Raw genomic sequence first — 26,119 nt, forward strand, 5'->3', positions numbered from 1 at the left:
CTCCTTGCCTATGTATATGGGACTTTTATTGTAATCCCACTTGAAAATCCTCCTATTTGGGTAGGTTAAGAGACCAAACCTTCTTGGTTTTTTAAAATAATTTTAAGCAGGGATTCCACGTTTATTAAAAGGTGAAACGACGAAAATATTTTCAGTATTCTCTATAAATAAAAATTTTTGCTTTTTACAAAATGATTACTGAAAAATTTGCTGGTAGTTTGCACCATATGAATTGTATTAAAAAATCTTAACAAAGATGTGCTAGTGCTAACCTTTACGGGATTTGTTATTAACGTAATCTTTAAATACAAATTATTGGAATCCTATACTGCTGGACAAATTTGGGGGGTTTTTGGGTGTAGTTGCAAAGTACTTTATTTAGAGTAATATCTTTGATTAAAGAAAGGATATAGATACTAACAATTAAATCCAATAAAGGTTTCAAAAAATTTAACAAACTTAGATTTATCATCTTTAAAAAAGATAGAATATTGACGTAAATATCAGCGGTAGTAAGTTGTTGGCTCTCAAAGGAATTCCTCTATTTCTTCCTGTAATGTGGTCGTTTATATAAATTTGACGAAAATAGAGGAATTCCTTTGAAATATATAGCAGAATCTCTCATTTTATTGGAAATGTTGAGATTTTGCAAAAATCTAACAACAAATGGAAGGGGGGACCTAATTTTTATGTTTGTTTCATTTCTCCACTATTTACCATAACGTATGGTTCGTGTAAAATATTAATCCATGGTTTTACATGATTACACCAAAAAATTTGTAAAAAACAATTATTTTCAGACACCGTAATGGAGGTCCTAGCAAATTCAATAGAGAAAAGAACAAGTGATTAAACTCTTGAATGAAGCCAAAATTGGAATTTGAATCTTTTAAACTAAAAGGAGGGTTAGAGTTGGGAGCGCTTGTAAAAACGGTGAATTTGACTAAAGTATATCCCAATGGAGTTAGGGCAAATGATGCGATAAACATTTCGGTAGAAGAAGGAAAAATTGTCGGTATTATTGGACCAAATGGAGCAGGGAAGACTACTTTGATAAGGCAGATATTGGGATTGCTTCGTCCTACAGAGGGTAGAATAGAAATTTTAGGAGAGGATATATCTAAAAGACCAGGCATCATTAGAGATAACATTGGATATTGTCCTCAAGGTATTTTGTATTTTCCTTCTCTTACTGTTAAAGAGACAGTTGAATTCGCTTTGAAATTTAAAGGATTAAAGAAAGAGGAATTATCTCAAAAAATTGATAAAGTATTGAGATAATCAGGGCTTGAAGGGTTTAAAAACTACGCAGGGTATATGCTATCTTCCGGTTTGATGAGGATGCTGTTACTAAACATAGCAATTGCGAGAGAAACTCCAATTCTAATACTTGATGAGCCCACAGCTATGATTGACATAATTTCAAAAACACAGGTTTGGGAGAGAATATCCCAGTTGAAAAGTGAAAATAAAAGAGCTATTTTGATTGCAAGCCATGATATGAACGAAATAAAATCCCTTTGCGATAGAGTTTATGTAATAGTAAAGGGTAAAATTATAGCAGAAGGGTCTCCTGAAGAAATCTCAACCTTAATGAAAATGCCTGTAGAAATGACTTTTATTCCTGCAGATGAGGAAAAAGTTGAATCAATTTTAGAATTTTCACTTCCAGTTAGCTTTACTAAGCACGGGAGCGTGTTTGATGTTTCATTTGAGGAACTGGATAAAGGAATAGAATTTATAAATAAATTAAAAGAAGTAACAGAGATTAAGTATTTGGAATTAGAATCTCCATCATTTGAAAAGACTATCTTAAAACTGCTGAAGGAAGGAGATAAAAATGAATAAAATTGTTACAGGAATACAGATGGAGTTAAAAAGCTTAAGGATGTACAAATGGCAGGTGGTAAGCAGCCTTTTGATTTTACCTCTTTCATATGTGTTTGTGCTTTTGCTGTTTGGAGGGGTTAGAGGAGAAATAGTAGCCTATTTGGTTTCTGGTTACATGGTAGCGACCTTCATCGGAGCATTTTTAGGATTATACGCCATAAGGATATGCAATTTAATGGAACCTCGGGTACTTGAATTATATTCCACCATGTCTGTGAACATAAAGGAAATAGCTTTTTCACTTGCTCTTACCTATATCATTTTTACGCTGCCAGTAGTAATAATATCATCATATATTTCTGTGATATTTGCCAGAGGAATAAATGTAAGTTTTTTAATAGTTGGTATAATGGCTTCACTTATAACAATACTGCTCATTGGGACTTTCTTAGGACTTTTGATTAGAAACATATTTATAGCACAGGGTATTATACCTTTGCTGTCGTGGGTATTTTTACTCTTTGCCCCTGTATACTATTCAGTAGAGCAGCTAAATCCAATATACAGAGGAATCCTCATGATAAATCCCGTAACTCACTGTCTGAACCTGATTAGGTTGGGATTGGGTTTTGAGAGTATAACTAATGTAACTGGGAGCTTAGTTTATCTTATAATTCTTATAGTTATTTTTGGTGCATACTCTTTAAAGGCATTTAATAGAGTGTATATTCTTGAAAGATTCTATTGATAAAATGAATAATTTATTGTAACTTACAGTTACAAAATTGAAATTTTTTACTGGCGATATATGAAAAAATGAGAAAAATGGAGGAAAGTATGGATAAGTTCACCAAAATGAAATATTAGAAGAGTTTATGGACATTTTTGCTATTTTACTGAGAGAGATAAGAATGTTAGGATAAAATTGAAAAAGTTGAGGGTTTATTGATGATATTTACTTTTTTGTTTGGGATACTGACATATATGGCACAATTTCAGTTTGTATAAAAAACGAATTGTCTTAATCTAAAGGGGAAAGTTTAATTTGATATTGCAATCTCATTCTATGGAGGTCGTGTAAATGGAGACGATAAAGAAATACATCTTAAAGTACAAGTTTTTAATTCTGATAAACGCTATACTTATAATTTTCGTATCAGCCCTTAAAGCCCTGCAGGCAATACTTTTTAAAATAATTGTTGACACATCAGTTGGAAATTTAAATTACAGTATTTCTACGTTAATATGGTATTCAGTAGGGTTTTTGATAGCGGTATTTACAGCTGAGACCCTGTCAAAGGCAGCTTCAGCAGCTTTTAACAAGAAAGTGTTAATAGACTACAAACAATCCATTATAGAAAGTTTCATAAATTCTAAAAGAAGGAAAATTACAAGCTCAGAATTGATATCTTTACTTAGCAATGATGTGAGAATGATAGAGAGTAATTACTTAACAAGCCTCATTAACATTATGGAAGACGTTTTACTATTTATCGTGTCTTTATATTTGATACTTCGAATAAACATTTATCTCACTATAGTCATTTTCATTTTTGGCTGGGTTCCAGTGATTGTGCCTCAGCTTTTCACAAAAATAAATCAGGAACTAAAAGGGCAGTACCTTAAAAAGCTTGAGAGGTTTACCAACAGGATAAAAGAGATGGCTCAGGGATTTGAAGTAATAAAAGCTTTTAACATAGAGAATAAAATCCTCAATATGGCATCAAAAGATAACAAAGATGCAGAAATGGCGGGGTATAAATCCGACGCGTTTCAAGGATTTCAGGGAGCTTTGTCTATCGTGTCAGGATTTGCAATGTTTTTTGTGAATATTCTTGTAGCCACATATTTGGTTTTAAGAGGCTACATAACAGTAGGTTCTATGATTGCCGCTGTACAGCTTATGAACTACATAGTAAATCCTTTAATTTCTGCATCTTTGTATGCTACAAAGATAAAATCTGTTGAAAAAATAGCAGATAAAATCCAAAAAGAAATAATAGACGTAAGCAAAGAGGAAGTCTCACAGGGAGATAAACCTTTTGAATTTAGAAATTCCATAGAAATCAAAAACCTAACCTTTTCTTACGATGGGAAAAGGAATGCTTTGTCAAACATAAACATAAAACTTGATAAAGGCAAAAAGTATACATTAGTTGGAGAAAGTGGATGTGGAAAGACCACACTACTCAGAGTGCTATTAAATCACATTACAGATTATGAGGGGCAAGTGCTAATTGACGGAGTAGACATAAGAGAATTTGACCCTGCTTCCTATTACAGAAAAGTTAGCATTATACAGCAGGATGTCTTTATGTTTAGCGAAACATTAAAGAATAACATTTGTCTTTACAGTGAATGTGGGGAAGAGGAACTTAATGAAGCATTGAGACAATCTGGTTTAATTCAGGTTGTTGAGAAACTTCCCAAAGGAGTTGATACAATAGTAGGAGAAGGGGAAGTAGAGCTATCAGGAGGAGAGAGGCAGAGGATAGCAATTGCAAGAGCGTTAATCAAAAAAGCGGAAGTACTACTAATAGATGAGGCTACGGCAGCTTTAGATAAAGTTACGGCAAGCGATATAGAGAGGACACTTATAAATTTAGATGCGACAGTACTTGCTGTAACCCATAAATTAGACCCGGAGATACTTAAAAAGTATGATGAAATATTTGTGATGAGAGATGGAGAAATCATTGAAAGAGGCACATTAGATGAGCTATTAGAAAAGAGAGGGTATTTCTATTATATGTATAATTATGGGGTTGATGAGAAAGAAGCAGTAGAGGAAGCCGTATGAAAGGATTCAAAATATAACATTGAAGCAACTTACAAATGGTTGCCGACAAAAGCAAGTATATATGAAAGAGTAATAGAGAAGTTAAGTGTTTCTAGTTTAAAAGATAACAGTAAGGAGTAAGTGAAGTTATGCTGTTGGAAGTGCGAAACTTGACAAAAGTGTATAAGAGAGGGAATCAACAGATTAAGGCAAATGACAATATTAACTTTTTTGTTGAGCGTGGTGACGTACTAGGAATTTTGGGGCCAAATGGGGCTGGCAAGACCACTTTGATAAAGCAGATTGCAACTTTGCTAATCCCTGACCAAGGAGACATCCTGTACAAAGGAGTATCCCTCCTAAAAAAGCCTGAGATAATAAGAGGACGATTTTCTTTTCTTTGGGAAGGCACGCAAAATGTATATCATTACTTAACCGGAGAAGCTAATATTCTCTACTTTGCATACCTTAATCAGGTTCCATCTTCTGTTGCCAAGAGGAGATGTGAAGAACTTTTAAAAAAACTAGATCTGTATGAAGTTAAGGACCAGTATGTATTCACATATTCAGCAGGAATGAGAAAAAAACTTGCAATTGCTACCTGCCTTATAAATGATCCGGAAGTGGTATTTTTAGATGAACCTCTTTCCGGTCTTGATGTGCTTGCTGCTGCTGAACTCACCGAATCTATAAAGAGCTGGGTAAAAGAGATGGGGAAAACTGTCATAATTGCCAGTCATAGAATGGACTTTGTAGAAAAGGTTACTAATAAAGTTTTATGGCTCAAAGAGGGAAAAGTCATTTTAGAGGGTAAAACTGAGGACCTTAAGAACTTAAGCAAAGAAGAGGAATATATTTTATATTTGCGAAATTCTACAAAAGCAAGGGAAAAGTTGCGTAAATACGAACTTCAATTTGAAATTTTATCGGATGTTACTTTAAAAACAACCTTACGGCTGGGGCAAAAGGAATTGTTTTATTCGGTTTTTTCCGATCCTGATTTTAAGTGTTAAACTTGGAGAAAAAAAGTCCGGATTTTGAGGCGATTTTTAGGAGGTTATATGGTGAGTGTAGTGAAAGCAATTAAAGCTGAGTTTTTTAAGTTTTACTTTGACCTAAAGCGATACTTATTCAACTACATTGTTGGACTTATTTCAACTGCTATTTTTTTGAGTGGGCTCTACTGGGCAGTAAATTCCTTGTTTACGCAGAGTGGGCAGGCAGTAGCTTTTGTTGGATTGCTGCTGTGGCTTTTTACCCCATCTGCGTTATCTGATGCCACAAGTCATCTTGCAGAGGAACGATACTTGGGAACGCTGGAACGCATATCTATAACCAAGACCCCATTTATTCATATTTTGATTGCTCGCAATATTGTGCATTGCCTGTTTACTCTAATTCAGACTCTTGTGGTTGGTGGCATACTCTATGTGGTGTTTAAGCCTGACTTAAGCTATATGTCCTCATCATGGAGAGTAACTGCGATGGCAGTAGTTATCGGTATGTTGATAATCCTTACTCTTTATGCCTTTGGATTTTTCATAGCATCTTTGGGGATGATTTTTAAACGGGTAGGAGCAACGACATCTATTCTAGAATATCTTATTTTATTCTTTTCAGGAATAGTCATACCCTGGAGTACCATGCCAGCTTCACTACAAGCTTTTTCTAATATATTGCCAATGACTTGGGGAGTAAAAGCACTTGAGAGCCTAATTAATGGCGGTAATTTTATTGGAAGTTTTGTAGGACTAGTAGTTTATACAGTATTAATTGCCATAATTTCTATAGTAACCTTCCGGTATGCCATGCTAGTTGTTAAGAAAAAAGGAGAATATGCTTTTTATTAATATGCTATCTAAGGATATGTAAGTCCCTGTTTTTGAAGTTAAGAAACAGGGACTTAGCAAGTTATAACAATGCCTTATGTTGCAGGTGTATTAGTGAGCCAGCAGTTTCAATTGATTATATTCAGAAGTGTTTATCAGTGTTAGATAAAGAAAAAGATTTTGAGTACTATGTATATATAAAGTCAATAGAAGCGAATTGCTATAGAGACATGAAAGAATATGATAAGGCTTTAGAAATATTTAGAGGACTAGTCGAAGAAATAAATGACAATAATAACCCTTTATTGGGTTTTCTTTATACCAACATTGGAGAAATTTATATGGAAAAAAATGATTTTGAAAAATCAATGGAATATTTAAATGAAGCCGAAAAAATCAGGCGAAAAGAAGATAAAAATTTACTATCACATACTCTTATTGAAAAAGCAAATCTTTATATAAAAATGGGTTTATACAAAGAAGCACGTTCTTTATTGGAAGAAGGCATTGAAATATCCTACAGGAACAAGGATATGGAATACATAGTAAAAGGCAGTTATCTTCTGGCGGAAGTATATAAAAAGTTAGGAAATAAACAGGCTATCATAGAAACATATAAAAGGCTGGCAAACATTCTCCAAAAAAAAATAAAAAATATATTGCATTTTTATTTTCTTATGTTATAATAAGGGCAAAGAAAGGAATATTTGAGAAAGGATAACAAAATATGAGGGGGAAGCTCAAGGTGCTACTCACATCACTGGTACTCCTTGCCTATGTATATGGGGCTTTTATTGTAATTCCACTTGAAAATCCTCCTATTTGGGTAGGTTAAGGGGTAATAATATCAATAGCGGGTTAAAATTGAGCTACTTTTAATAATTTTAAATTAAGTTGTTTCTAACTTTATTAATCTGACCTTGCTGATTTGCTCATTGTAAAAACTAATCTTTAGCCCATCATTATCTTTCAACTTTTATAACAGCAAAAGTTTTAAATATTGCACGATGAGAATAACCCTTGCGGCAATGATCAGAGGAAGGGAATTTAGGCTTTGAAGGCAAGTCTAGATTTTTTAAATATATGAAGAATAGAAATCCAATTTTCAGCTGAGAAGTAAAGAGTTCGAATATATTTTTATAAAGTAATTGAAGCTGGTGGATGTAGGATTTCCTCCTTATGAGTATTTCTCACAATTGAACAATCATAAGGGATTATAAACAAAAGATAAAAATTTAAATTTGAAAGCAATAGTTAAAAAGCACACCTCTTAAGTGACTTAAATTATATAAATCTTAAAAAATACAAAAATAGGAGGTGAGATAATATGTCTGTGGTGATCCATGAAGGGATTTATCAGATTCACTGGTGTATTCATGGTGGGGTTGTAGCGATGCCACTTTCACTAACTAACCGAGCGCTAGAAGAAGTTGCCTCAGAAATTGTTGAGAAAGGAATAATTGGTATACGGGAAGAGCAGATCTTAAAGCAGTTGTTTGCGGACAAGTTAGCATTATCAGAATCATTGTCTTGGGAAAAGTAAATTCTAAAATGAGAAGAGTTAAACTAACTGAGTGAGAAAGGAGAGCATGGCATATGCAAATTGAAATGGTAACAAAAGAAGAGTTATTGACTATGCTAAATAACCTTGACGTTATTGTATTAAACGTTCTTCCTCGCGATTGGTATGAGCAGGCTCACATTAAGGGTTCGATATCAATCCCCCTGGAGGAGTTGCCAAACCATTTAAACTGTTTGTCTAAAGATAAGCTTATTGTTACGTATTGTGCAAGCTACGAATGTACATCCTGTATCGAGGCAGCGGAATTGTTGGCTAACTATGGATTTAATGTAAAGGTTTATAGAGGAGGTACTAAGGAATGGATAGAGGCGGGTCTTCCGTGGGAAAGCAGCACATAAATATTGATCATCCTCTCAATATTCTGCGTAATTCTCCCCATTACACCTCGGACCCACATTTCCGACGTAGAGTAGATATGCGAATAGCTCGGGAACAAAAGTTTGCTGGAGGTCGCCTCTTCAATCTTGATATAGAGATTACCACTATTTGTAATCTTGCTTGCCGAACGTGCTACAATGTATCGAATAAGCCACAAATTATGACAGTGGAGCAATTTAGTCGTATTTTAGCAGATGCTCGACAACTTGTGGAGTGTTTAGAGATGGATGGACTTTGGCTTACAATTTCTGGGGGAGAGCCATTGACAAATAACTGGATATGGGACATGCTTCAGTTGGCTCAAGGGCCGGATATTAAAGGTATTGCAATTATCACTAATGGTACACTTATTAACCAAGAAACAGCAAAGCTTATGGAATCTTTAGGTATTTCTGAGGTCATGATATCCCTAGATGGAGCTAGTGCACAAACCCACGATGCTATCAGAGGACAAGGTTCGTTCGCCAGGACTATGAGAGGCGTAGAGATACTAATAAAATACTGTTCTAATATATTTCTTGGATGTACCATGACTCTTACTACACTAAATATGGACAATATTGAAGATTATGTTGATTTAGCTTTTCAAATGGGATTTAATTATGTGTGGATTAACCCTCCGATTTATTGTGGACGTATAGTACAATCAGAGCTTGATATCTCTTACGAAGAACATTTACGAATTATGAAGCTTGTTAGAGAACTTGATACCAGGTATTTTAGACAGGCTTTTGCAGTATATTATAATGTCCCGTATTACCCTCTTACTGATCCCATCTCGCCCTATTTGGATCTGAGTACAGCTTGTCCTTGGGGGCGTACCAACCTAACTATTACTGCTGATGGTTCAGTCCTTCCCTGTTTATACAGTAGAGATTTGTGTTTAGGAAATATTTTTGAGCAATCTCTAATCGTTCTTTATCATTCATCTGTGCTGGAAGGAGTTCGTAACGGATCGCTGCTTGCTGAACCGTGCTGTTCTTGTTTATACCGCGAATTCTGCGGGGGGTGCCGTGCTAGAACGTACTATCTTACTGAAGATTGGTTTGCTGCGGATCCCTGGTGCCCCCTTGTCAGAGGTTTAAACGAGGAGCAAGTTAGAGTTTTTCCATCCAATTTACCAAAGGAAAAGGTAGGAGGAAATTGACATGACTGAACATTCAACTAATGGAAAAATACTCTATACCTACTATATTCGCCGTTATATTATTGCTGTATGCCTTATAGAGTTTTTTGCTTTTAAAATTCTTGATCCTTACTATATTCAATTTATGACTACAGAAAAGGGACTCGGGTTAACACCTACCCAATTTGGATTTTTTGTATCACTTGCTTCAGCAGTGACCTCTGCTATCGATTACCTGTCTGGAGCTTTTGCAGACCGGCTGGGCCGTAGGCTCTCTTGGGGATTGGCAATGTTTTGCTATGGTGCAGGAATGTTATGGCTCAGCTCGATTTCTGCCTTTGGTCCTGCACTTGTTACTGCTGTATTAATGGGAATTTCTTATGCTTTTACGAGCGGTGCACGGGAAGCATGGCTCTATGATAGTGTTGGACAAGAAGGGACAAGGGAAGCTTTTGGTAAACTTTACCTTTACTCTATTCCATTTACTGCGATAGGAATGGTGGTTGCATATATTCTGGGAAGTCTTGGCAGCCTGCGTATTCCAATTGCTTTGACTGGCGTTATCATTATAGCCAATGGGTTTTTTATCATGACCTTTCCTGAGAACTATGGAAATTACCGTCGCCGAGGGTGGTTGGAGATACTCAAAACGGGATTTTATCAGTTTTTAGAAAGTCGTGTTCTATGGATTACAGCAGTTCAGAGTTTTTTCTTTACACTTCCCATTTGGATCACAACTGCCTGGTGGATTACTTACATGGTGGAACAGTTTGGAGTTGACCTGAAAGGGACGGCTTTTGCTTTTGGTGTTACTTCATTGGCTGCAGCAGTGACAGGTTTTTATATTTGCAAGATAAAAATCACCGATTACAGGAAACTAATTCTTTGGCCAACACTATTATCAGCGCTTGCCTTTTTATTAATGCCGTTAGTTCCTGTGCCTTGGGCTTTTGTGGCCTTAGTTATTGTTGCGATTGCTTCCAGTTATTTGAGGGGGAGTGGTATTACCCTTTTAGAGAATGAACAGATTAGCGTCGAACGGGCAACAGCACTATCCTTTTTGAATACTCTTCGTAGTGCTTTCTGGGCAGTAACTCCTCTCTTATGGGGGACTCTTATCTCAGTTTTGGGGCTTAAGGTCATGTTCTTTTTTGCAGGAGTAGCTTCGCTGATTTCCTTGTTTTTGTTAAAACTTGCGTTAGTGCTAAGAGGTGAAGATTCATGAAACAGATTGTTGTACCCGATAGACCTTACCACTTGTCTTGGGATCTTACTACAGCATGTCACCTCCCTCTATTATCTTTTATTTTCTCTTAATATCTTAGTTTTTCTTTAATTTTCTCATCACAACAAGAGCATCTCATGGCTTATATTACCATTTCTTACTTATCTAACCATTAAATGGGTAAGCTTAATAAACCTCATATCCTATTTCCATATTATGGCGGGATAGCTCCACTTATCTCATGGGGTTTACCCTCCCATGTCTCACTGGATCTTAGTCCTTAATTCCTTCGTTCTACCTGCCATGAGGTGGATGTCATTTCTGCTCCATTGCAGGGTCTTTGCCCGTATGGTGATTATTTTTATGACAATTCCCGCTCTTGTTGTCAATATCCCATCTCTTGATTGGTTGTTTTTGTCTTATTCCTTCTTTTACCTTTTATGTCACATCGTTCACACTTTCGCTTTTCATAAAAATCAATTTCTTCTTAAGGGTCAGCTCTTTAGATGTGACTAAGTTAAAGCTGAAGAGAAGATGATTAACCCTTAATTGATTTGATAGTATGTTGGCACTTTTTATGCAGCTTCCTGTAAGCCTGGCCTCTTTATGTCCTTCATCATCTTGATTGGGTCATATTTTACTCCTTTCTTTAATATGACATAAAATATCCTTATCAGTTTGTTGCACAATACTATTAGTGATTGCTTCTTTTTTAGCGGGTTTTGCGCTCTGGTGGTGTAATATTTGTGTAGTTCACGAAATTCTTCGTTTTTTGCGACCAAGGCCATTACTGCATTAAATAGCACACTCCTCAATCGCTTCCTCCCTCTTTTACTTATTGTCGTTTCTCCTTTATGCTTACCAGAGCTATTTTCTATTAGGTTTAATCCCCCTAGTTTTTGTATCTGTTTTGGATGTTCATATTTTTCAATATCTCCTACTTCTGCAATAAAACCTGCTACTGTGTTTACTCCTATCCCTTTGATTTCTAGTAGTTCTTTAACCCCTGGTATCTCAACTATTAATTCTTCCATCTTCTTCTCTATTTCTTCAATTTGTTTTTTTAAAAATTCGTATTGTTCAATGAGAGTCTTTATCTCGTATTCCGCCATCTTTATGCCCTGCTTCTTCCCTATGCTCTCCTTAGCAGTTTCTATCAGCTTTATAGCCCTTTTTTCTCCTACCCCTCTTTGTACTTCTTTCTTCCATATCGATATTATTTCTTCAGCACTCTTTTTTGCTATCTTCTCAGGCGTTGGAAATTCTCTTAATGTGATAAGTGCTGCTTTCCCTTCCCAGTCTGAAAATACGGTGTTAAACTCTGGAAAGTATATGTCCAACCATCTTGTTATTTGATTTTTTGTCATCCCTATTTGTTTGTTCAACCTGTCTTTTATGCCCATCGCTACCCTTAATTCTGCATATACTCCTTCAGGTATTATCGGCTCTACATATCTCCCGTCTTTTACTAGCATTGCTATTGTTTTTGGGTCTTTCTTATCGCTTTTTGTGGGAGAATTGTCATCTAATTCTTTGCTCATCTTTACATGAAATGGATTAACCAATACTACCTTTATGTTATTGTCTTTAAGGTATTGGGCAAAACACAGCCAATATTGCCCTGTCGGTTCTATCCCTACTATTAGTTTGTTTTTCTTATGTCTCTCCATCAAGTCTTTTGCCCAGTTAAGAAATTTTGTCATACCTTCTCTATTGTTTTCAAATCTCAGGTATTTCCCATATTCTACTCCTCTGTAGTCAAATGCTCTGGCATAATGGCTTTCTTTTGCTATGTCTACTCCCGCAATTAATGTGTCTCCCGTTACTTGCAAAATCTTTTCATTTTGTTTATACTTCATTTTAGGTACCTCCTGTTTATTTTGATGTAACGTCAAATTAAAGCCTTAAATTCGCGTATCTATAGTCTCCAAAACATTGGAATAAAAATTTTTTCGAGAAAAAGGAGGATTCCCTCCCCTTGGTGTCGTAGGTAGTAGTTGTAGCAAAAACAAACACCATCAACCCAAAGGAGGGAATCCTAATTTATGTTTCGACAACTACTACCCGTTTTCCTTCTTACTCATTTATTAAATTTTTTGCTTAAAATTTCTCTATTCGCTCTCAAACACTTTAAAGTAGATATTCAGCCGCCTGTTGACCTCCAACCTTCAGGCTACAAAGTTTTGTCACCTTTAGAGGATCCTTTGCCACTTGTTGAAAAAGTTGTTGAGAAAAAAGATTACAAGAAAATCCTTGCCGAAGCTGAAGCTCAAGGTAAGCCTATCTCTCATGTTAGACGTATTAAACCCCTTTGTGTTGATGTTGATAAGTGCCCTGTTTGCGGTGCCCCTCCTGATTATTTGTACAGTTTTGGTAAAGACCCTGACGGCTTTCAAAAACTACAGTGTAAAGTGTGTAAACATCAATGGGCTCCTGGTAAACCTGCTCCTAAAAAGTCTCGCCCTACTTACCGCTGCCCTTTCTGCGGGTCTGCACTTATTCAGGATAAAACTAGAAAGAATTTTACTGTGTTTAAGTGTCGCAATGATAATTGCCCTAAGTGGCTTAACCACCGTAAAAGATATCGCTTCAGAGCTTTTGATGTTGATTTTGATGAACTCTCTTCTTCTTCTCCAAATGCTGCCCCTGTTAACCTCGCAAAAAGCCATTTTAGCCCATTCTTGATAGCACAAACTGTTAATTTATACGTAGGTCTCGGTCTTTCTTTAAGGCAAACTGTCTCTGCACTACAGCATATATGGCAAGTTCAACTCTCTCATCAGACTATACAAAACTGGGTGGTTTCCTTGGCCTCTAAACTCGCTCCGCTTGTTAAGTCTATCAACCTCCCTTTGTCAGGCCTTGTTGTTATTGATGAGACTTACATAAAGGTCAAAGGTAAGTGGCATTACCTTTTTACTGCCTGTGATGGCTTGAGAGGTTTTATTATCTCACAGCACCTTTCTCCTCATAGGGATGCTTTAGCTGCTTTGACAATCCTTAAAGAGGTCATTGACCGTTACAACAACCGAGAATTCATTTTAGTCACAGATAAAGCGCCTATTTATGATGTGGCAGTCCATTTCGCTTCGGTTTTCTTTGGAGCCAATATCCGTCATCGACCTGTGTTGGGAATCTCTCCTCCACCCGGTGGTGACAGTCATACTTACAGACCGTATAAAAACCGTTTAGAACGCTTATTTGGCTCTTACAAGGCTCATTACAAGCGCCATAAGTCTTTTAGTTCTTTTGAAGGTGCTATCGCTCATGCATTGCTATATCAGCTGTACTACAATCACTTGAAACCTCATGAGGCTTCCGATGGCAAAGTACTTGCACCCCTTAAAGATAAACATGGCCACCAAGTGGATAATTGGGCTAAACTGATTCAATGGTTTGTTGAGCTTAATTAAACTCTATAATCTTGACAACTTTTATGTGGTAAGTTAGACTGTATTTGAAATAGTCTAGCTTACCATAGGGTGATATTTGCCTTCTTTGCCCATAAAAGCTTAGATTTTATTTACTTATAGTTTTTCCCTAGGTGTCATTTTAAGTTATTGATTTAATAATCACTGATTTCTTTGCTAACTACTACCTACAATTTCTATTTTTTAGGGAATCCTCATGTTCTTACTTGACGCTACCTATTTTGATAATTCGAGGTAAGTTCTTAAACTTACACTCTGTATTTTATCAGGAGGTACTTATTTTTTCAAAGTCCATTCTCCCTTATTTTTTATTCATTACAGGAATGCTCCATTGTAACTTTTGCTACAACACCGAAAGAAAATTATATCCAACCGAAACACGAGATCTAATTGAAACAATACTTGACAATGTAGTAGAATTGAAACCACTACATCTAGGCATTGGAGGAGGCGATCCATTGTTAAGTCCGTACATTAGCTGGATATTGCAGCAGTTAGCGGAACGAATGGGGGATGAAATGCCGATTATTACAATTGATACTATGATGGTAAACCAACGTGAAGATGTTGTACAACAGGTCTGGCGACTCAACAAGGACCTTGGAGATAATAGGATACAGTTTTATCTAAGCATCCACGGGAGCCCTGAAGTTCATGACAAAATTGTCGGATATAAAGGACACTTTAAGGAACAAATTGAAGGTATCAAATTGTTAAAGCGATATGGGATTAACTTCAGCTTGGGTATTGTACCGACAAAGGAAAACTTTAATCAGCTTGACACAGTACTTATATTGGCTTTGTACTGGGGGGCTGGATTACTAAACATTTCCCAATTTGTTCCTATTGGCAAAGGTGCAAAGGCATATGAGCAAAATCTGAGTTCCGAACAATATAAATGGCTTCTGGATTGGATTATGACACGTAATACCCAATTAGGCTACCGATATATAGTGACTCATGAGCACTGGATAGCAGCTGTTGATCGGGAACTGCTTATGAATAGTCTTTTTATTGGTTGCAGCGCGGGGATTTACTATTTTGGAGTACGTAGTAATGGTGATGTTGTTCCTTGCCAGCTTAACTCGTATGTGCTCGGCAATGTGTGCAACACAAGATTAACCGAAATTTGGCGAAATCATCCTGTGTTACGACGATGGAGAGAACGAGAGGTTGAGGGAAGATGTAGAGATTGTCCATTGGTTTTCAAATGCGGGGGTTGTCGTTGTAATGCTGTAGCATATAGTGGAAACTTTTTAGGGGAAGATCCACTTTGTCCTTTTTCACCAGAAGAATTAATCAGAGCAATTAACTTGAATCAAGCAAGCAAAAAAATAACTACTGAAAGGACTGATGCCTATTTGTCAGAAATAAACATTAGAAATGACACAAGAATTGTAAAACTCGTTACACTTGCAACGTGGCAAGGAGATTCTTTGATTATCCGTAATGAGGCACGAAATACTTTCGTGGAGCTCACAGGTGATGCATCAACTATCTATTGTTTAATTCCATCCCAATGTGGGATTGCCTTGAATGACCTCAGGTTAGTTTTCAAGAAACAAACAGGAAGAGAACTCCCTCTAGGGGAACTTAGGGCATTAATTAGTTCGGGTGTTTTAGGATGTGTTATCGAATAGCATATTTTCTGCGGTCACGGCACTTCAAGATATGTAAGGGACGTATTTATGAAATCAAAACTTACAAAGATTCCAAGGTTCATTGTATGATGTACAGTGGGAGGACTGTTATTGTGGAGAGTGATGGCGGTTCTAAGATGTTTACACTTCCTAAGGCTGCTGTATGGGAACCAGATCCTGGAGATATATATGTTGAGAGAGGGCTTCTTGATACACAAGGCTTGCTTGCTGCTGTGGAAACAGTAGCAAACTATTCTGTCGATGCAGTACTTTCTTTTTATCATGAAGAAAGGACAATAGAAACAGATGGTTTTGTCAAGTACCAGCGTATGGGATTTTATGTGTTACAATTTCAGGAAAATTCTAGATTTTATATATATGCGGACTATGTTCCAGAAAAGTTGAAAGAACTGTGTATTTTTCACATGTTGCCTCACCGGGTAGTTTTTCCAAACAATTTACCGATCCTCTTAAGTCCTAATGTTGTTGGTCACATCTTCCATGAATGGGTTCATTTATTAGAACTTGACTTTTTAGGTTATGAAACTGCGTTGAGTATCAAAAATCTTCCGATTTTTGGTGAGTGTGTCGATCTACAAATCTTCGAGGATCCAAAGGCAGAGACCATTGGATTCAATGCTTTCAATGACGATGCCCGAATTACAAGGCGGATCCCTATTGTAGAACAAGGCAGAATAGTTGGGTTTATAGATAGTTCTGCATACCCATATCATTATCTTGGATGTGGATATCTTGGGTACAATAATAGTGCTTTCCCTATTCCACGCACAACCAACCTAGTAATTCAAGCTAGGCCAATAGTATATGAGAGTGAGAGGGCATTAGTGATCACTGAACTTGATCTGGAGCTTTTAAATAAGGATCCTGTTTCTACTCGGATTCGGATTAAGAATTGCGAAGGCGTTTATATAGAACGTGGGATGCCTATATATAGGGTAAATTGGAAAGTTGGAATTGAAACAACAGTTCAAGAGTTAGTATGTAGTATGATCTTTCTGGATTCTTCGAACATTCACCTTACCGTAGTTGGTGGAATTTGTGTCAAAAATGGTATTGCAGTACGCTCTGCTCAAAGTGCCCCACCAGTACTACTTGAAGGGTTATTAGGAAAGAGTTTGCTGCCAAGATAAAGGCCTGAATCTATAGAGATTACTAACAATCTTTCATCTGCTAGGAATATCAAAAAGAAATTAATTGATTTCTTAAAAGCAATTATCCTGAAAAAGGAATATTTGCACAATTATATAAAAAATTAGTAACTTTAGGTGTAAGTTATAGTGTTTCAGGACAATAAATCGGGAAAAGAGTTATAAAAAATATTACTGTTTAGAAGTTGAAAAATCGAAAACAAGTAAACCACTGATATAGGTAAAGAGGTAAAAATATGAGAAAAACTTCTTATTTTTCTCTACTATGCAAAAGAAACATTGCTATTATGTTTTTATCTAACATGGCTATAGGGCTAATGGATGGACCAATGAGATGGCTTTTACCTTTGATTTTGATGGGAAGAGGAGGGCCATTTCTTGTAGGGCTTTCCTTTTCAATTGCTAATTTAGGCGATACAGTTATCGCCTTATTAGGAGGGCAATTCAGTGATAGATTTGGAAGAAAAATAATGCTAGTTGTCACTAACGGTGTATAATTGACCCAGGGGTAACGAGAAGGAATTGACCCACCCCCTGTCGAAATATCCCTCTGATCTGAATTAAACCTCAGAGGATCGGAGGGAGATAAAAAATGCTAGGGAGTGGGTCTATTATCATGATACATGAACTCAGAGCAAAAGGCAAGAGTATTCGTGCAATTTCACGAGAAACAGGGCATTCTCGAAACACAATAAGAAAGTATCTCAGAGCAGAGGGAATCCCCGAAAGAAAACCTCGCCCTAAGAGAGGTTCAAAACTTGACCCTTACAAAGATACTATTCATGAGTACATTAATATGGGAATATTTAATTGTGAAGTTATTTACGAAAGAATAAAAGAAGAAGGTTACACTGGAGGAAAGACTATTTTAAGAGACTATGTAAGGCAGTTTAGACCTTCAAAGCATATTCAGGCTGTATGCCGCTATGAAACAAAGTCTGGAGAACAAGCCCAGGTTGATTGGGGTGAATACAATTACATTGATCAGGAAACAGGAGAAGTAAGAAAGCTCTATCTCTTTGTCATGGTACTTGGTTATTCAAGAGCAATGTATGTGGAATTCACAAATCGCTGTGATGTTCACACTTTCAATCGCTGCCTTATCCATGGTTTTGAATATTTTGGTGGAGTAACTGACGTTGTACTTACTGACAGAATGAAAACTGTAATCATAGGTACAGATGCAAACAAGAAGCCCATATGGAATGCAGTATTTGAGGACCTTGCAGCAACTTTGGGATTTGTACCCAGAGTTTGCAAAGTTAGACGCCCCCAGACAAAAGGCAAAGTAGAAAGCGGAATAGACTTTGTCAAGGACAATTTTCTGCCCGGGAGAAGATTTTTAGATTATGGCGACTTAAATCGTCAGGCAGTAGAGTGGTGTGAGAAGAAGAACAGAAGAGTACATGGTACTACAGGAGAAAGACCAATTGACAGACTAAAGAGGGAAAACTTAAAGCCTTTGCCTTCATTGGATAAATATCAAAAATTTCTGGAGGAACCAAGGAAGGTACATAAAGATGGCCTTTTGAGTTATGATGGTGTAAGGTATGGAGTACCATGGCAGTACAGCGGGAAAGAGGTAGTTGTAAGAGAAAAAATGGCAAAATTGAAATTCTCTACGATAGCAAGGTAATAGCAGTACATGACAAACGTTATCGTTCAAGAAGCACAGTTTTTCTCAAAGACCAGTACAAAGGCTTAAAAGCGGCAGAAGGGATGCTTTATCCCAGACCAAAAGCAATCAAGCTATTTTCACTAGAGGTTGAGAGACGCTCACTTAGTCTTTATGAAAGTCTAGCGGAGGTGACAGGATATGATAGAACTGGAGAAAGCCAGACTACATCTTGAAGAACTGGGACTTCTGAGTGCAGCTTCTTTACTTGATTCACTCCTTGAAAGAGCGCAGCACAAAACAGCACATATCTTGACTTCTTAAATGAGCTTCTTGAAACAGAGCTTTCAGAAAGGCAGAAGAGAAATATTGAGGTAAGATTCAAACTAGCCCGACTTCCATACCGAAAAACACTAGCAGAATTTGACTTTACGTTTCAGCCAAGTATAGATGAGAAGCTGATAAAAGAACTTGCTACGATGGACTTTGTACACCGTGCGGAGAATGTGATATTTCTTGGACCTCCTGGAGTGGGTAAGACACATCTAGTTGTAGCACTTGCTGTAGAAGCACTATCGCAGGGGATACCAGTTTACTTTATCACCCTATCAAAACTAATTGAAGACCTTAAAAAAGGTTATGAAGAGAACAGATTAGATAGAAAGATGAGGAACTACATAAGGCCAAGGCTTCTTGTTGTAGATGAAGTAGGGTATTTGCCTTTAGACAACCTTGGAGCAAATCTCTTTTTTCAGCTGATAAGCGCACGGTATGAGAGAGGGAGCATAATACTTACGAGCAACAAAGGATTTGGGGAATGGGGTGAACTAATGGGGGATCCGGTTCTTGCAACTGCGGTATTGGACAGATTGCTGCACCATGCTCATATAATCAACATAAGAGGTAACAGCTATCGTTTAAAGGATAGGTTAAAGGCTGGTCTTTATTACGGCAGTCCAAACGGGAAGGCTTAAATTAAAAAAACGCAGGGTGGGTCAATTTAAAACCGTTGAAAATGGGTCAATTTTAATCCGCTATTGACATAATTGAATTAAAAGAATAAAAATGTGTGGAATTTATAAGATTTTTATCCTTTTTTAGGAGGACAAATAAAATAATAAGTCAGATAATAAACAAAGTAGATTTTATAATATTTTGTTAATTAATTGCAACTAATTAGAGATTTATTTATTGTCAACATTTTTTTGTGCATTTGAATTTTAATATTTTAACTGCTCTGCTTTATATTTCTAAATTTGGATTTTTGGTTTTTAAAAGATTATTGACAGATAACATAATATAATTAATTAGCGGAATATTAAGGAACAAAGAATTTAGAAGATGCCCAATTCAGAGGTGAAAAATTATGGCTTATTTATTTGGTAAGAGACTAAGGACGGGAGAGTTTGTGGTATACAATAAAATATTAAGAGATTTCAGAATTATTGACAAAAGATATAATATTCACAATTTACAGGAACTCTTTAAGTCACCAGTTTACTATGATCTATTGAATGAAAAGTTTATTTTACCTAGTTATCTCAACGAACATGAAGTGAATCGATACTTCAATAATAAGATAAAATACGATCTTCAAAAACTTTATATAACAGATGTTTTTTCTTTTGATTGCAATCTAAAATGTTTATATTGCATGCAACAAAATAGGAATAAAAAGCAAGACATTATGTCTCCCACAGAGAGAGTTAATTTATGGAAAAGAATTTACGAAATTTTTTGGCCTAGAGAGATAGTAATTACACTTTTTGGAGGAGAACCATTTTTGTATCCAAAATATTTAAACGATTTGTTGACAAAAGCTACTGATGCTTTATTACCAATAAGTAGAATAACAGCTGTAACCAATGGTACCATGATTAATAAGTTAGTCATTGATGTAATTAATAAATTTAATATTAGTGATATACAAATTACCATAGATGGTCCTTCTATAATTCATGATAAAAGACGTATAACTAAAAACGGAAAAGGCAGCTGGGCACTTATCGTAAATAATATCAAAAAACTTTTAAATGATACAGAAACGCGTATTATAATCAATACTGTTATTGATTTGTCGAATTATAAATATTATGGAAGTATGATAGACGAATTAGTAGAAGAATTTGATCACTTATTATTTGATGATGAAAATAGAATAGTATTTAATATTGGCACAATTTGTAGACCAGAAGGAGGTTGCGAGTTTGTGGATGCCAATATTCCTAACGGCTATCTTTGCAAAGACATATATTACAGTGTATTAAATGAAGCAATAGACAAAGGAATAAAAGTAGTTAATTTTTTGAACAATTCTTTTTGTGTAAACAGGAAAGAAAATGAATTTGTAATTCATCCTACAGGGGATATTTATAAATGTATATCGGGAGTTGGAATAGATGATTTTAAATTGTGTAGCTATAATGAAGTAATAAAGGAACCGGAATTAGTTTTAATAAATAGCGCTAGATTTGTTGAAAGCAATAAAGATTTTGAATGCAATAATTGTGATTTTTATGGAGGAATTTGTAATGGAGGATGTAATTTTAATTCTTACACTTTAGGTAAAACAAAAGAGTGTGATAAAATATCTATGGCAAAAGAAATTGACAAGTTACTTGATGTATTAGGTAAAGTTAAGTGGATAGATGTTGATTTATTTATAAAGAGGGAATAAGGATTTTAAACATAATTTTTGAAAGGCAGAGGAGAAAAATGAGTGGGCATGTAATTGAAGTAGCCAATCTTACAAAAATTTATAGAAGACAGGTGAAAGAGGCAGGCCTTATAGAAAGTGTAAAGAGTATATTTAAACCTTTATATGAAGAAGTTGAAGCATTAAGAGGAGTTTCTTTTAATGTAGGAGAAGGAGAAATTGTAAGATATATAGGACCAAATGGGGCAGGCAAAACTACTACTTTGAAAATTCTTGCAGGAGTCCTTTTCCCTACAGAAGGAGAAGTTCGTGTGCTTGATGAAATTCCATACAAAAGGAGCAAAAAATTTTTATCTAAAATAAGCTTTATTATGGCATCAAGGGGATTTCTTGAAGAGGTAGCATGGGACCTACCTGTTTTGGACGGCTTTTATTTTATAAAAGAAATTTACAATCTTTCGTATAGCGAATATAAAAATAGAGTAGACAAACTTTCTGAAATGATGAAGATAGAAGATATTTTAAAAAGTCCTGTGAGAAACCTTTCCCATGGGCAGAGAAAAAAAGCGGAGATAGTTGCAAATTTGCTATGGGAGCCAAAGCTAATTTTATTAGACGAACCAACTCTTGGGCTTGACATATTTTCTCAAAATGAACTTCACAATTTTTTGAAGGAGTATGTAAAGGATTATAAGGCTACTGTAATGCTCACAAGCCATAATATGAAAGACATAGAAAAATGTGCTTCAAGGGTGATAATGATTGATAAAGGTCGGAAATTATATGACGGAGATATTGAAGGGCTTAAGAAAAAAATATTTGGCAGGAAATTTATAAAAATATGTTTTGATGAGGTATTTAATGAAAATATAGAAAAGAAATTACTGAGTGTAGAAGGTGTAGCGGTCATATCAAAGGAAGAAAACTGCCTTACAATTAGTACAGAAGAAAGCATTTCAAAGGATGTGGCAAAAGAAATTTTAAACAAATACAATATTTCAGATATTGAGATTATGGAGCCAACATTAGAAGAAGTGGTTTATAGATTCTACAGTGAGGGGAAGGAAAATGATTAGGCTATATTTAGAAAGTGCAAAATGTGAAGTCAAGAGAATGCTTCAGTACAAAGCAAATTCTTTATTTTACTTAACAGTGGTGCTTATTCCACCGTTAGCCCTTTTCTTTCTCTGGAAGACAATACTTTCCCATGGAGGAAGCATTGGAGGATATAACCTTTCAGATATGGTTACATATTTTATTGTGACACAATTTTTTGTAATGAATACTCCTTATTCTGCTTGGATAGAAATAGGGGAAAGTATAAAAGATGGAAGTTTAAGCCTTTGGCTCACAAAGCCTGTGAACCATTATCTTCTCTATTTTTTTAGGCTTATTGGTTCATGGATAATACAGTGGATTTTTGGGATAGCAGGAGTTATAGTGGTATCAATTATACTAAAAGATTATGTTGTAATTCCAAAGGAAGCCAGTACATATTTTTTAAGTATTTTATTTTGGATGGGTGGAATAGTAATAGGGTTTAGTTATGGTTATATACTTAATCTTTTGAGCTTTTGGTTTGAGAGAAGTACATACATTATATATTTTTCTGAAGGGATTGTTGCCCTTTTATCTGGTATGCTAATTCCGCTGGATTTGCTGCCAGCTAAAAGCCTATGGCTTTTTTTACCCTTTAAGTTTTGCGGCTATGTACCAGCACAAATATTTTTAGGAAAAATGACGGGATTAAATATTGTATTTGAATTTGCTTCAATGGCAATTTGGATATTCGTTTTAGTGTCATTAAGCCATTTAGTCTTTAAAATAGGAAGTAGGAGATTTACTGCGTCGGGAGGATAATAAAATGAGGTTTATAAAGTCCCTTTTTAAATTGAGGCTAAAAATGGATTTGGCTTTTAGGGTTGATGTATTCTTCAACTTTTTTACCCAACTGGTTTATTTAATTGGTATCCTTTTACTTTTTAGAGTGATATATTTGAATGTCAGTGAAATAGGAGGCTTTACTTTAGGAGATGTGTATGTTTTACTTGGTACCTATTTTATCCTTATTGAGGTCTATAACATGACCTTTAGAGGAGGTATATTGAGTTTACCTGAAACTGTAAAGGAAGGGAATTTGGAGATTTACCTATTAAAGCCTGTAAATACAATTGCATTTATATTACTTAAAAGAGTGAATATTGGGAGAGTATGGAGGGTACTGCCTGGATTTATACTTTTAATTTATGGACTTAAGATGAATGACATTCATACAGGCATGAACTTAGTTTATTATATAATTTCACTTATTTTATCTTTAATCATATATACTATTTCAAATTTTTGTATAAGTCTTCTTTCCTTTTGGTTTTTTGAGGTAAACAACATGTTTTATATATATGATGATTTGATGGAATTTGCTAAATATCCTGATGTAATATATTCAGGCATCATAAGGAAGGTGTTTATGACAATTATACCTGTTATAATATTTTCCTCTTTTCCTACAAGAATATTAATTGGACTTTCAAATTTTCAAGAAATATTCATATATCAGACAATTTTATTACTTGTATTTTTAGGAATATCACTTACGCTCTGGCAAAGAGGTCTTGTAAAATATCAGGGAAGGGGATAGACTATTATGAGGTAGATAAAGAGGAGGTTTCACAAGGAGATAAACCTTTTGAATTTAAAAATTCCATTTCTTACAAATTTGCACCTAAAGCTAGCTGATAATATATTAAACTTACAGAAAAACTGTTTTTATAACAAGTATGAAGAAATAGAAGGATGGCTATTAGAAAAATTTAGAGATTTAAATTTTCCTTTGAAAGTGTGGTTTTCTGACTTTTAAGATTTATGTCCTGCAGCGTTGATTTCTTTGGAGTCAGATCCGTTACTCATAAAAAAGCGCTTTGGTGAATTTGTTGATTTTGAAAGCCTATTTTGGGATGAAGTTTTAAAAAAGATATATATAATGAGAAAGAAAGGAAATGGGCAAAAAATCCTAGAGAATATTTCTCATTACTTTGGGGGTAGAAAAAATGCATAGAGAATATCTTAGGAAAATTCTTCACTACTCCAGACCATATTGGAAGGCACAGTTTTGTATACTCATCCTTTGGACTGCAATATCTTTACTGGGAGCCTTGGTACCTTTTATTAATCGAGAAATAATTAATTTAATGCAGTCAAAATTTTTTTGTCAAAGTTAATTTCGCTTTTGTTGGCGCTCTTTGTCATAAGAACTACTGTAGTAATTTTAAATTTTATAGCAGAGTATAGGTTCGAATATCTCCAAAAAGAAGCAACAGCTGATTTTTTTCAGAAGACATATGAAAGTCTGCAAAAGCTTTCTATAGAAAGACTTATCTCAGAAAAGGGCGGAGAGTATATTTCAAAGATACTTTCTGATGGAGAGATGGCAGGTATTGTTGTTTCGGGTTTTTTACCGTCAATCCTTCTTAATCTTTTAAGATTTTTAGTTGTGATAGCCGTATTGGTATATCTCAATCCTATCCTTGGTATAATTTCGGTAATCTTTATTCCTTTTTACTTTTTTGTATTTAAAAAATACTCAAAAGGAATTATCGAATCGTCTCAGGAAGAGAGGATTTCTTATGCAAATGTATTAGAAAGCTTAAAAGAAAAAATAGAAGGATTGCCCATTGCTATTTTTTATAAACAGGAAAATTTTCTCATTAAGAAATTTTTGTTTGATATTAAAGAATGGTTAAAAAATATCAGAAAAGTTATCTTCAATATGAAAGCCTATACTGCAAGCTATTCTTATTTGAGCGCTATATTTCCACTTGTGATTTTCGGGGTGGGCGCAGTTTTAGTTTCTATAGGTAGAACAGATATAGGTACTATGATCGCTTTTTATCTATATTCTGAGAATTTGTTTGAACCTCTTAGCAATTTTTCAAAAAATCTAGGTGCTTTTAGTCAAGTTATTCCACCTTTTAGTAGAGTTTTAACGATTATTGAGACTACTTACACTGCTCCGGATGGAACAAGGACATTGAGAGAGCTAAAAAGCATATCTCTTAATGGATTAACAGTTAAGTATGGGGATAAAGAGGTATTAGATAATATCAACCTAAAACTTGATTTTATAAATAACGTAAATATTGCAATTGTTGGTTATAGTGGTTCGGGTAAAAGTACTTTAGTGCGCTTTTTAAGCGGATATTTTGATAGTGAGAGATGTTTAATAAATGATGTTCCAATTACTGCCTATTCAAAGAAGTCCTTGCGCAAATATATTTTACTTGTTAGCAATACAGATTTTATTTTTGGGATGACAGTAAGGGAGAACCTTTCAATGGGGGAGAACTTTTCAGAAGAGGAGATGGAGTATGCTCTAAAACTTTGCGGACTTAATTTTGGTAGAGAATTTCTCAATACGAAGGTTGGAGAAGGTGGAAAAGCATTATCTACTGGAGAAAGACAGCGTTTAGCTTTGGCACGAGCTATTTTGAGAAAACCAACTTTATTAATACTAGACGAAGCTTTATCAGGTGTGGATGCCGAAACAGAGAATGTGATATTTAAGAATATAAAAGCTATCATTCCAAATTTAATTGTGATTTCCCATAGGTTATCAACAGTTCTTCAGTGCAGAGAAATTTATGTGCTTGATAAAGGAAAAATTGCTGCTATTGGGACTCATGAAGAATTGCTTGCCTCATGCTCTACTTACCGTGATATTATTAAGGAACAGCTCATAGAAAATAGAAATAACGATGTTTCTGCTAAGGCTTGATGTTTTTTCTTATTAATTGTTTGTGAACACTGGAGACAATGCTCTTTGTTTGCGAATTTCTCTCAATTCATTTCCAAAAGCCTCTAAA

22 protein-coding genes and 2 pseudogenes are annotated in these 26,119 nt (G+C 35.3%); 23 read left to right on the plus strand and 1 reads right to left on the minus strand.

The annotated features are described in order from the left end of the window. The first annotated feature begins 912 nt into the window (after nt 1-912). From TTE_RS14245 to TTE_RS05475, 11 genes are all read left to right on the plus strand, one after another. Nucleotides 913-1,281: an ATP-binding cassette domain-containing protein gene (locus tag TTE_RS14245; protein WP_226990168.1), complete on the plus strand. Its 369-nt coding sequence runs from the start codon at nt 913-915 to the stop codon at nt 1,279-1,281. Nucleotides 1,282-1,341: 60 nt separating this feature from the next. After that, nucleotides 1,342-1,848 carry an energy-coupling factor ABC transporter ATP-binding protein gene (locus TTE_RS14250; RefSeq protein WP_226990169.1) on the plus strand — a complete coding sequence of 169 codons (507 nt, stop codon included), beginning with the start codon at nt 1,342-1,344 and terminating at the stop codon, nt 1,846-1,848. Continuing rightward, complete coding sequence (locus tag TTE_RS05435; RefSeq protein WP_011025484.1) at nt 1,841-2,578, plus strand: ABC transporter permease; 738 nt, start codon at nt 1,841-1,843, stop codon at nt 2,576-2,578. The genes TTE_RS14250 and TTE_RS05435 overlap by 8 nt, the downstream gene beginning before the upstream one ends. A gap of 333 nt (nt 2,579-2,911) precedes the next feature. Then, nucleotides 2,912-4,630: an ABC transporter ATP-binding protein gene (locus TTE_RS05440; protein WP_011025485.1), complete on the plus strand. Its 1,719-nt coding sequence runs from the start codon at nt 2,912-2,914 to the stop codon at nt 4,628-4,630. 128 nt (nt 4,631-4,758) lie between these two features. Beyond that, nucleotides 4,759-5,622 carry an ABC transporter ATP-binding protein gene (locus tag TTE_RS05445; RefSeq protein ID WP_011025486.1) on the plus strand — a complete coding sequence of 288 codons (864 nt, stop codon included), beginning with the start codon at nt 4,759-4,761 and terminating at the stop codon, nt 5,620-5,622. A gap of 48 nt (nt 5,623-5,670) precedes the next feature. Continuing rightward, a complete protein-coding gene (locus TTE_RS05450) occupies nt 5,671-6,459 on the plus strand; it encodes an ABC transporter permease (protein WP_011025487.1) in 789 nt (262 codons plus the stop codon). Nucleotides 6,460-6,596: 137 nt separating this feature from the next. Further along, nucleotides 6,597-7,124 carry a tetratricopeptide repeat protein gene (locus TTE_RS05455; RefSeq protein ID WP_226990170.1) on the plus strand — a complete coding sequence of 176 codons (528 nt, stop codon included), beginning with the start codon at nt 6,597-6,599 and terminating at the stop codon, nt 7,122-7,124. A 641-nt stretch (nt 7,125-7,765) separates the two neighbouring features. Further along, the gene (locus tag TTE_RS05460) at nt 7,766-7,981 is read left to right on the plus strand and encodes a hypothetical protein (protein WP_011025489.1); all 216 of its coding nucleotides are present in this window, start codon (nt 7,766-7,768) and stop codon (nt 7,979-7,981) included. A 53-nt stretch (nt 7,982-8,034) separates the two neighbouring features. Further along, nucleotides 8,035-8,358 carry a rhodanese-like domain-containing protein gene (locus TTE_RS05465; protein ID WP_011025490.1) on the plus strand — a complete coding sequence of 108 codons (324 nt, stop codon included), beginning with the start codon at nt 8,035-8,037 and terminating at the stop codon, nt 8,356-8,358. Further along, entirely contained in the window at nt 8,319-9,545 is a 1,227-nt protein-coding gene (locus tag TTE_RS05470) for a radical SAM/SPASM domain-containing protein (RefSeq protein WP_226990171.1), read from the plus strand. Before TTE_RS05465 ends, TTE_RS05470 begins: the two co-directional genes overlap by 40 nt. Nucleotide 9,546: 1 nt before the next feature. Beyond that, the gene (locus TTE_RS05475) at nt 9,547-10,749 is read left to right on the plus strand and encodes an MFS transporter (protein ID WP_011025492.1); all 1,203 of its coding nucleotides are present in this window, start codon (nt 9,547-9,549) and stop codon (nt 10,747-10,749) included. Nucleotides 10,750-11,324: 575 nt separating this feature from the next. Here TTE_RS05475 and TTE_RS05480 read toward each other — a convergent pair. After that, nucleotides 11,325-12,608: an IS110 family transposase gene (locus tag TTE_RS05480; protein WP_011024548.1), complete on the minus strand. Its 1,284-nt coding sequence runs from the start codon at nt 12,606-12,608 to the stop codon at nt 11,325-11,327. A 186-nt stretch (nt 12,609-12,794) separates the two neighbouring features. On the opposite strand from TTE_RS05480, the gene TTE_RS05485 reads away from it, so the two are divergent. From TTE_RS05485 to TTE_RS05535, 12 genes and pseudogenes are all read left to right on the plus strand, one after another. Continuing rightward, nucleotides 12,795-14,162 (plus strand): DDE-type integrase/transposase/recombinase, encoded by a 1,368-nt coding sequence (locus TTE_RS05485; protein WP_011024557.1) that lies wholly within the window; start codon nt 12,795-12,797, stop codon nt 14,160-14,162. Between the two features lie 239 nt (nt 14,163-14,401). Continuing rightward, nucleotides 14,402-15,820, plus strand: coding sequence for a radical SAM protein (locus tag TTE_RS05490; protein WP_407636722.1), 1,419 nt, complete (start codon nt 14,402-14,404; stop codon nt 15,818-15,820). 113 nt (nt 15,821-15,933) lie between these two features. Beyond that, complete coding sequence (locus TTE_RS05495) at nt 15,934-16,971, plus strand: metallopeptidase TldD-related protein (RefSeq protein WP_226990172.1); 1,038 nt, start codon at nt 15,934-15,936, stop codon at nt 16,969-16,971. A 254-nt stretch (nt 16,972-17,225) separates the two neighbouring features. Further along, complete coding sequence (locus TTE_RS05500; RefSeq protein WP_011025495.1) at nt 17,226-17,486, plus strand: hypothetical protein; 261 nt, start codon at nt 17,226-17,228, stop codon at nt 17,484-17,486. Nucleotides 17,487-17,581: 95 nt separating this feature from the next. Continuing rightward, nucleotides 17,582-18,840 (plus strand): annotated as a pseudogene (gene istA, locus TTE_RS05505) (IS21 family transposase). Then, a pseudogene (gene istB, locus TTE_RS05510) lies at nt 18,806-19,578 on the plus strand (IS21-like element helper ATPase IstB). The pseudogenes istA and istB overlap by 35 nt, the downstream one beginning before the upstream one ends. A 392-nt stretch (nt 19,579-19,970) precedes the next feature. Further along, nucleotides 19,971-21,281 carry a radical SAM/SPASM domain-containing protein gene (locus TTE_RS05515; RefSeq protein WP_011025497.1) on the plus strand — a complete coding sequence of 437 codons (1,311 nt, stop codon included), beginning with the start codon at nt 19,971-19,973 and terminating at the stop codon, nt 21,279-21,281. Between the two features lie 38 nt (nt 21,282-21,319). Next, complete coding sequence (locus TTE_RS05520; RefSeq protein WP_011025498.1) at nt 21,320-22,336, plus strand: ABC transporter ATP-binding protein; 1,017 nt, start codon at nt 21,320-21,322, stop codon at nt 22,334-22,336. Continuing rightward, entirely contained in the window at nt 22,329-23,120 is a 792-nt protein-coding gene (locus TTE_RS05525) for an ABC transporter permease (protein ID WP_011025499.1), read from the plus strand. Before TTE_RS05520 ends, TTE_RS05525 begins: the two co-directional genes overlap by 8 nt. 4 nt (nt 23,121-23,124) lie before the next feature. Beyond that, nucleotides 23,125-23,898 (plus strand): ABC transporter permease, encoded by a 774-nt coding sequence (locus TTE_RS05530; RefSeq protein WP_011025500.1) that lies wholly within the window; start codon nt 23,125-23,127, stop codon nt 23,896-23,898. Nucleotides 23,899-23,946: 48 nt separating this feature from the next. Continuing rightward, nucleotides 23,947-24,117 carry a hypothetical protein gene (locus TTE_RS13925; RefSeq protein ID WP_011025501.1) on the plus strand — a complete coding sequence of 57 codons (171 nt, stop codon included), beginning with the start codon at nt 23,947-23,949 and terminating at the stop codon, nt 24,115-24,117. Between the two features lie 348 nt (nt 24,118-24,465). Further along, the gene (locus tag TTE_RS05535) at nt 24,466-26,031 is read left to right on the plus strand and encodes an ABC transporter ATP-binding protein (protein ID WP_011025503.1); all 1,566 of its coding nucleotides are present in this window, start codon (nt 24,466-24,468) and stop codon (nt 26,029-26,031) included. The last annotated feature ends 88 nt before the right edge of the window (nt 26,032-26,119 follow it).

It is taken from the genome of Caldanaerobacter subterraneus subsp. tengcongensis MB4, assembly GCF_000007085.1.
Classification (GTDB): domain Bacteria; phylum Bacillota; class Thermoanaerobacteria; order Thermoanaerobacterales; family Thermoanaerobacteraceae; genus Thermoanaerobacter; species Thermoanaerobacter subterraneus.

What these genes read in the sequence shown, in the direction of transcription:
- TTE_RS05445 (WP_011025486.1), top strand. Translation starts at nt 4,759, where the DNA reads ATGCTGTTGGAAGTGCGAAACTTGACAAAAGTGTATAAGAGAGGGAAT.
- TTE_RS05470 (WP_226990171.1), top strand. Translation starts at nt 8,319, where the DNA reads ATGGATAGAGGCGGGTCTTCCGTGGGAAAGCAGCACATAAATATTGAT.
- TTE_RS05525 (WP_011025499.1), top strand. Translation starts at nt 22,329, where the DNA reads ATGATTAGGCTATATTTAGAAAGTGCAAAATGTGAAGTCAAGAGAATG.
- TTE_RS05530 (WP_011025500.1), top strand. Translation starts at nt 23,125, where the DNA reads ATGAGGTTTATAAAGTCCCTTTTTAAATTGAGGCTAAAAATGGATTTG.
- TTE_RS05460 (WP_011025489.1), top strand. Translation starts at nt 7,766, where the DNA reads ATGTCTGTGGTGATCCATGAAGGGATTTATCAGATTCACTGGTGTATT.
- TTE_RS05500 (WP_011025495.1), top strand. Translation starts at nt 17,226, where the DNA reads ATGAGAAAAACTTCTTATTTTTCTCTACTATGCAAAAGAAACATTGCT.
- TTE_RS05465 (WP_011025490.1), top strand. Translation starts at nt 8,035, where the DNA reads ATGCAAATTGAAATGGTAACAAAAGAAGAGTTATTGACTATGCTAAAT.
- TTE_RS05515 (WP_011025497.1), top strand. Translation starts at nt 19,971, where the DNA reads ATGGCTTATTTATTTGGTAAGAGACTAAGGACGGGAGAGTTTGTGGTA.
- TTE_RS05440 (WP_011025485.1), top strand. Translation starts at nt 2,912, where the DNA reads ATGGAGACGATAAAGAAATACATCTTAAAGTACAAGTTTTTAATTCTG.
- TTE_RS14250 (WP_226990169.1), top strand. Translation starts at nt 1,342, where the DNA reads ATGCTGTTACTAAACATAGCAATTGCGAGAGAAACTCCAATTCTAATA.
- TTE_RS05475 (WP_011025492.1), top strand. Translation starts at nt 9,547, where the DNA reads ATGACTGAACATTCAACTAATGGAAAAATACTCTATACCTACTATATT.
- TTE_RS05450 (WP_011025487.1), top strand. Translation starts at nt 5,671, where the DNA reads ATGGTGAGTGTAGTGAAAGCAATTAAAGCTGAGTTTTTTAAGTTTTAC.
- TTE_RS05485 (WP_011024557.1), top strand. Translation starts at nt 12,795, where the DNA reads ATGTTTCGACAACTACTACCCGTTTTCCTTCTTACTCATTTATTAAAT.
- TTE_RS05520 (WP_011025498.1), top strand. Translation starts at nt 21,320, where the DNA reads ATGAGTGGGCATGTAATTGAAGTAGCCAATCTTACAAAAATTTATAGA.
- TTE_RS05480 (WP_011024548.1), bottom strand. Translation starts at nt 12,608, where the DNA reads ATGAAGTATAAACAAAATGAAAAGATTTTGCAAGTAACGGGAGACACA.
- TTE_RS05435 (WP_011025484.1), top strand. Translation starts at nt 1,841, where the DNA reads ATGAATAAAATTGTTACAGGAATACAGATGGAGTTAAAAAGCTTAAGG.